Here is a 6,013-nt window from a genome sequence, read left to right on the forward strand (position 1 = left end):
GTCCGCGGGCTTCTCCGCGAGCAGCCTGCGGACGAAGTCGGCCGCGAGCTCCCGGGCCCGGGGCAGCGGCACGTCCCGCAACCCGGGTTCGCCGTGAATTCCCAGTCCCAGACCCATCTTCCCGTCCGGCACCTGGAACAGCGGCTCGGCCGCACCGGGGAAGGAGCATCCGGCGAACGCGGTGCCGATCGTGCGCGTGCGCTCGTTGGCCTTCCTGCCCACCCGCACGACCGAAGCGAGGTCCACGCCTTCCTCGGCAGCGGCACCCATGATCTTGAAGACCGCGAAATCGCCCGCGATGCCCCGCCGCTGCCCCTCGTCCGGGGCACTGGCGATGTCGTCGGTGACCACCACGTTGTCGACGGCGATGCCCTCGGCGCGCAGCCGGTCGGTGGCCAGGCCGAAGTTCATCACGTCGCCGGCGTAGTTGCCGTAGCTGAACACCACCCCGGCACCGGACTCCGCGGCCTTCGCCACCGAGTAGGCGTCCTGCGCGGACGGCGAGGTGAACAGGTTGCCGCTGACCGCTCCGTCGGCGAGTCCGGGCCCGATGATCCCGTAGAAGGCCGGGTAGTGGCCGGAGCCTCCACCCGGCAGCACGGCGACCTTCGGCCGTTCCGGCCGGGCCCGCCGCACCGCGCCGCCGGGCACCTGGCGCACCAGGTCGACGTGCAGGTCGCAGAACCCGGCCAGCGCGTCGTCGGCGAACGTCGCCGGGTCGTCCCACAAGTAAGTCATGTCACCCCATCCGTCCTCAGTGGAGGAACGAACCGCCGTTGATGTCGATCGTGGTGCCCTGCAGGTAGCCGGCGTCGTCGGTGCACAGCCAGGTGATCACCCCGGCCACCTCGTCCGCCGTGGCCTGGCGGCCGAGCGGGACGCCGCGGGTGATGGCGTCCTCCAGCTCCGGGCTGGTCGCCGCCACGCGGATGTCGGTGTCCACCGCGCTCGGCGCGACGGCGTTGACGGTGACCCCGGCCGCGCCGAGCTCCTTGGCCAGCGACTTGGTGAAGCCGAGGATGGCGGCCTTCGCGGCGCAGTAGGGCGTTTTGCCGAACACTCCCCCGCCCTGCTGGGCCGACACCGACGACATGGTGACGATGCGCCCCCAGCCCGCCTCGATCATGTCCGGCAGGAACGCCTTGGTGACCAAGTAGGTGCCGGTCGCGTTGACCGCCAGCACCTTGTTCCACAGCTCGAGGGTCGTCTCCAGGAACGGCACCGGCGAGGTGATGCCCGCGATGTTGGCCAGCGCCCCGACCGCGGGCAGCCGGCCCGCGTCCACCTCCGCCCGCACCGCCTCATAGGCGGCTCGCACCGACGCCTCGTCGGACACATCGACGGCGTGCGCGAAGACCGCGGCGCCGGTCTGCGCGGCAATGTCCTCGGCGGTCTCCTTCGCGGCCGGTTCGTCGAGGTCGAGCACCACGACCGCCCACCCCTCGCGGGCGTAGCGCAGGGCCGTGGCCTTGCCGATCCCTCGCGGCGCAGCCGCGCCCGTCACCACTGCCGTGCGCTGCGTGCTGGTCACTGCAGGTCCTCCAAATGTCGTCGGTCAGAGCAGAGTTGCGATGTACTGGGCGGCGCGCACCGCCGCGGCGGGCCGTTCGTCGTCGGTGACATCGCGGGTTTCCAGTTCGAGCGCGCACGCCCCGCCGTAGCCGGTGGAGCGCAACACCTCGAACGCGGCTGGGAAGTCGACCACGCCGTTGCCGATGCTGTGGTTGATCCCGCCGGGCTTGGCGTCCCGGAGGTGGACGTGCGCGATCCGCGGCCCGAACCGCCGCGCGAAGTCCGCCGGATCGCCGCCGGAGGCGACGATGTGGCTGGTGTCCAGCACGACGCCCACCGCCGGGTCCAGCCGCTCGATCAGCCGCGCGGCCAGCTCGACGTCGCCGCACAGGCGGAAGAAGTGCGGCGCTTCGACCCAGATCGCCACGCCGTGGGCTCGCGCGGCCGCGGCGGCCCGGGCGAGTTCACCGGCGACGCGGTCCAGGTCGGCGTCCAGACCGGTCACCGGCTCGCGCGACTGCGCGCCGCACGGCAGCACCAGGGCTTCGGCGCCGCATCCCGCGGTGAGGTCGAGCAGGCGGCCCAGGTGCGTCTCCCGCTCCTGGGCCGCACGCTCGTCGAGCACGCGGTTCAGGTCGCCGATGTCGCCGTTGACCGAGCGGACCGCGAGACCGCTGGCCCGCACTGTCGACACCACCTCGGCCACCGCGGCTTCGGTCAGGTCGTAGGGCACGTGGTCGCACACGCCGGGCAGCGCACCGAGATCGATCTCGGTGAAGCCGCACTCGCCGATGACGCGGAGCGCCTCGGCCAACCCGAGATGGCGAAAGCTGATGGACGAGCACCCCGGCCACCGGTCGGACACGTTTCCTCCTCGAGAACGGATGCCGGAATGTTAACAGCGATCTGTCAACAGACAAGAACTCAAGCACTAGATGCGAGATTAAAGCACGTAAGACGTGGACAAGGAGCAGGCCGCCACTGTTGACAAACGCTCGTCGAGAGCTGAATATCTGCGGCAATGTTGACACCGGAGAGCCGGTGTCGAGGACATCGGACTACCCCAACGGAGAGGTGAGCGATGAGCGCGGAACCGCTGCGCACCAGCGGCCCGGTGCACGGAACACCGGACGTGCACCGGGTGGCGTGGGGATCGACCGCCGGCGGCGTCATCGAGAGCTACGACTTCATCGGTTTCGGCACCGCCGCGGCCCTCTACTTCGGTCCCGCGTTCTTCCCGAGCGCCTCACCGGTCGTCGGGACGCTGTCGGCGTTCGCGACGCTCGGCGTCGGGTTCGTCGCCCGGCCGCTCGGCGGCATCGTCGGTGGCCACCTCGGCGACCGGATCGGCCGCAAGCCCGTCCTGGTGGCCTCGCTGATCGTGATGGGGCTGGCCACGTTCGCCATCGGCCTGCTGCCCACCTACGCCCAGGTCGGCGTGCTCGCACCGGCGCTGCTGGTCGCGGTGCGGATCATCCAGGGCCTCGCCTACGGCGCCGAGTGGGGCGGGGCGATCCTCATGACCTACGAGCACGCCCCGCTGCTGCGGAAGGGCGCGTTCACCGGGATCGTGCAGTCCGGCTTCCCGATCGGGCTGCTGCTGGCCAACCTCGTCTTCCTCGGTTCGGTCGCGCTGCCCGGCGACTGGGCCTGGCGGGTGCCGTTCCTGGCCAGCCTGCTGCTGGTGATCATCGGGCTGGTCGTGCGGTCGAAGGTCCCCGAGTCGCCGGTGTTCGAAGACGTCCGGGACAGCGGCGAGATCGCCAAGGCCCCGATCGTCGACGTGATCAAGAACGACTGGCCGAACCTGCTGCGCGGCATCGGGCTGCGCATCGCCGAGACCGCGGGCTACGCGGTGGCCATCACCTACATGATCTCCTACCTGAAGTCGGAGGAGCTGGCCTCCAGCGACGAGACCATCCTGTCGCTGTGCGTCGCCTCGGCGATCGGCATCTTCGCCACGATGGCGTGGGGCCGCCTGACCGACCTGGTCGGCAGGCGCCCGGTGTACGTCTGGGTCTGCCTGTTCAACGCGGCCTGGGCGATCCCGATGTTCCTGCTGGTCAACACCGGCTCGCTGGTCGCGATCATCGCCACCGTGGTCATCTCCTACGGCGTCAGCCAGAACGCGCTGGCCGGTTCGCAGGGCGCGTGGTTCCCCGAGCTGTTCCAGGCGAAGACGCGTTCGTCGGGAGCGTCGCTGGCGTACCAGATCTCGGCGATGATCTCCGGTTTCACCCCGTTCGTCACCACGCTGCTGTTCATCGCGCTCGGCTGGATGGGCCCCGCGCTGCTGTTCCTCGTCTACTCGGTCCTCGGCCTGGTCGCCACCCTGCTGACCCGCGAGACGTTCGGGAAGCGCGAGCGCGAGGAAGCGCGGCGCCTCAGCGCCGAGAACGACGATGCACGGCCCGCCGCCGCGCGCTGACACATCGAGGTTTTTCCATCCTCGTCCTGCGTGGCGGCGCCGGTAGCGGAACCTCAGCGCCCGCCTGGACTCCGGGTGTCCGACTTGATGCATGCCAGCTCATCTCAACGGATTGAAGGGAACACGATGACGATCGCCACCGACAGCGACCTGGCGGCGCGCGCCGAGCGGGTCCGCGCGGCGGCCCACCGAATGCGGCACCACGTCCTGGACATGGGCGAGGTGCAGGGCCAGGGGTACGTCGGGCAAGCGCTGGGCGTCGCCGACGTCCTCGCCGCCGTCTACGCCGACCAGCTGCGGTTCCGGGCCGACGACCCGGACTGGCCCGAGCGGGACCGGTTCCTGCTGTCCACCGGCCACTACGCCATCGCCCTGTACGCGGCCCTCGCCGAAGCGGGCACCATCCCGGTAGAGGAGCTGGAGACCTACGGCTCGGACGGCTCCCGCCTGCCGATGTCCGGCATGGCGTCCTACACCCCGGGCATGGAGATCTCCGGCGGATCCCTCGGGCACGGCCTCACCGTCGCGGTCGGCATGGCGCTCGGCACCCGGCTGCGCGGCGAAGCGCCCCGCATCATCAACTTCCTGTCCGACGGCGAGCTCGACGAAGGCTCCACGTGGGAAGCCGCGATGGGCGCCGCCCACCACCGACTCGGCCAGCTGCTGGCCATTGTGGACATGAACGCGCTGCAGGCGGACGGGCCCACGCAGGGCGTGCTCGGCATCGAGCCCGCCGAGGAGAAGTGGTCCGCAGCGGGGTGGTTCGCACAGCGCGTGGACGGCAACGACGTGCCGGCCCTGCTGCGGGCTTTCGACGCCGCCGCGCAGCGATCGGCGCCCGTCGGCGAACCCGCGGTGATCCTCTGCGACACCAAGATCGGGCGCGGTGTGCCGCTGCTGGAAGCCAGGGAGAAGGCCCACTTCATGCGGATCGAGGAGCACGAGTGGCAGCTGTGCCGCGAGCAGCTGGCCGAGAACGCGGGAGGGCGGGCACGATGACCAGCACGAAGCCGAAGCGGCTGACCACCTCGGCGATGATCGCCTCCTTCGCCGATCCCGGGCAGCGGACCACCAGCGCCCCGTTCGGCCATGCACTGGCTTCGCTCGCCGAAGCCGACGACCGGATCGTCGGGCTGACCGCCGACCTCGGCAAGTACACCGACATGCACGTGTTCGCCGAGGCCCACCCCGACCGGTTCTTCCAGATGGGCATGGCCGAGCAGCTGCTCATCGGTGCGGCGGCGGGCATGGCGGAGGTGGGGCTGGTCCCCTTCGCCTCGACCTACAGCGTCTTCGCCGCCCGCCGCGCCTACGACTTCCTCTGCCTGGACGTCGCGGAGCCGAACCTCAACGTCAACATCGTCGGCGGGCTCCCGGGCCTGACCACCGGGTACGGCCCCAGCCACCAGGCGACCGAAGACGTGGCGATCTTCCGCGGCATGCCGAACCTGACGATCGTCGACCCGTGCGACGCGGTGGACATCGAGCAGGCCGTGCCGCAGCTCGCCGCCGCCGAGGGGCCGACGTACCTGCGGTTGCTGCGCGGCAAGGTGCCCACCGTGCTGGACGAGTACGACTACTCGTTCCGCCTCGGCAAGGCCGCTGTGCTGCGCGGCGGCGCGGACGTCGTGTTCGTCTCAAGTGGACTCATGACGATGCGCGCACTGCAGGCGGCGGAAGCGCTCGCGAAGCACCGGGTCGACGTCGCGGTGGTGCACGCACCGACGATCAAGCCGTTCGACGCCGACACCGTACTGTCCGAAGTGGACACCGATCGGCTCGTGGTGACGCTGGAGAACCACACCGTGGTGGGCGGGCTCTTCGAAACGGTCGCCTCGGCCGTGGTGACCCGGGGCCTGAACAAGAGGATCGTCCCGATCGCGCTGCCGGACGCCTTCTTGGACGCCGGAGCCCTGCCGACGCTGCACGAGCGCTACGGCCTGGCAACCGACCGCATCGTCGCCAAGGTCCTCGACGAGCTGCGCTGAGCACCTGAACACCTCGCGGCTGGTCCGCCCGAACGGTTTCGGGCCGGCCAGCCCCGAGGTCAATGAGATCTGAAGAGCAACCGTG

At 70.5% G+C, this 6,013-nt stretch carries 6 protein-coding genes; 3 read left to right on the plus strand and 3 right to left on the minus strand.

Features of this window, described 5'->3' with window-relative positions; translation table 11 throughout:
- From ABTZ89_RS34420 to ABTZ89_RS34430, 3 genes are all read right to left on the minus strand, one after another.
- On the minus strand, positions 1-738 hold a 738-nt coding region (locus ABTZ89_RS34420), incomplete at its 3' end, for a dihydroxyacetone kinase subunit DhaK (protein ID WP_351052735.1).
- A 16-nt stretch (positions 739-754) separates the two neighbouring features.
- A complete protein-coding gene (locus tag ABTZ89_RS34425) occupies positions 755-1,531 on the minus strand; it encodes an SDR family NAD(P)-dependent oxidoreductase (protein ID WP_351052738.1) in 777 nt (258 codons plus the stop codon).
- Positions 1,532-1,555: 24 nt separating this feature from the next.
- Positions 1,556-2,377, minus strand: a complete 822-nt coding sequence (locus ABTZ89_RS34430; protein WP_351052740.1) for a sugar phosphate isomerase/epimerase family protein — start codon at positions 2,375-2,377, stop codon at positions 1,556-1,558.
- A gap of 216 nt (positions 2,378-2,593) precedes the next feature.
- On the opposite strand from ABTZ89_RS34430, the gene ABTZ89_RS34435 reads away from it, so the two are divergent.
- The 3 genes from ABTZ89_RS34435 to ABTZ89_RS34445 all read left to right on the plus strand — a co-directional run bounded on the left by ABTZ89_RS34435 (position 2,594) and on the right by ABTZ89_RS34445 (position 5,928).
- Positions 2,594-3,940 (plus strand): MFS transporter, encoded by a 1,347-nt coding sequence (locus ABTZ89_RS34435; RefSeq protein WP_351052743.1) that lies wholly within the window; start codon positions 2,594-2,596, stop codon positions 3,938-3,940.
- A gap of 126 nt (positions 3,941-4,066) precedes the next feature.
- The gene (locus ABTZ89_RS34440; protein ID WP_351052745.1) at positions 4,067-4,939 is read left to right on the plus strand and encodes a transketolase; all 873 of its coding nucleotides are present in this window, start codon (positions 4,067-4,069) and stop codon (positions 4,937-4,939) included.
- On the plus strand, positions 4,936-5,928 hold the full coding sequence (locus ABTZ89_RS34445; protein ID WP_351052748.1) for a transketolase family protein: 993 nt from the start codon (positions 4,936-4,938) through the stop codon (positions 5,926-5,928). The genes ABTZ89_RS34440 and ABTZ89_RS34445 overlap by 4 nt, the downstream gene beginning before the upstream one ends.
- The last annotated feature ends 85 nt before the right edge of the window (positions 5,929-6,013 follow it).

It is taken from the genome of Saccharopolyspora sp. NPDC002686, assembly GCF_040295745.1.
In the GTDB taxonomy this organism is placed as follows: domain Bacteria; phylum Actinomycetota; class Actinomycetes; order Mycobacteriales; family Pseudonocardiaceae; genus Saccharopolyspora; species Saccharopolyspora oryzae.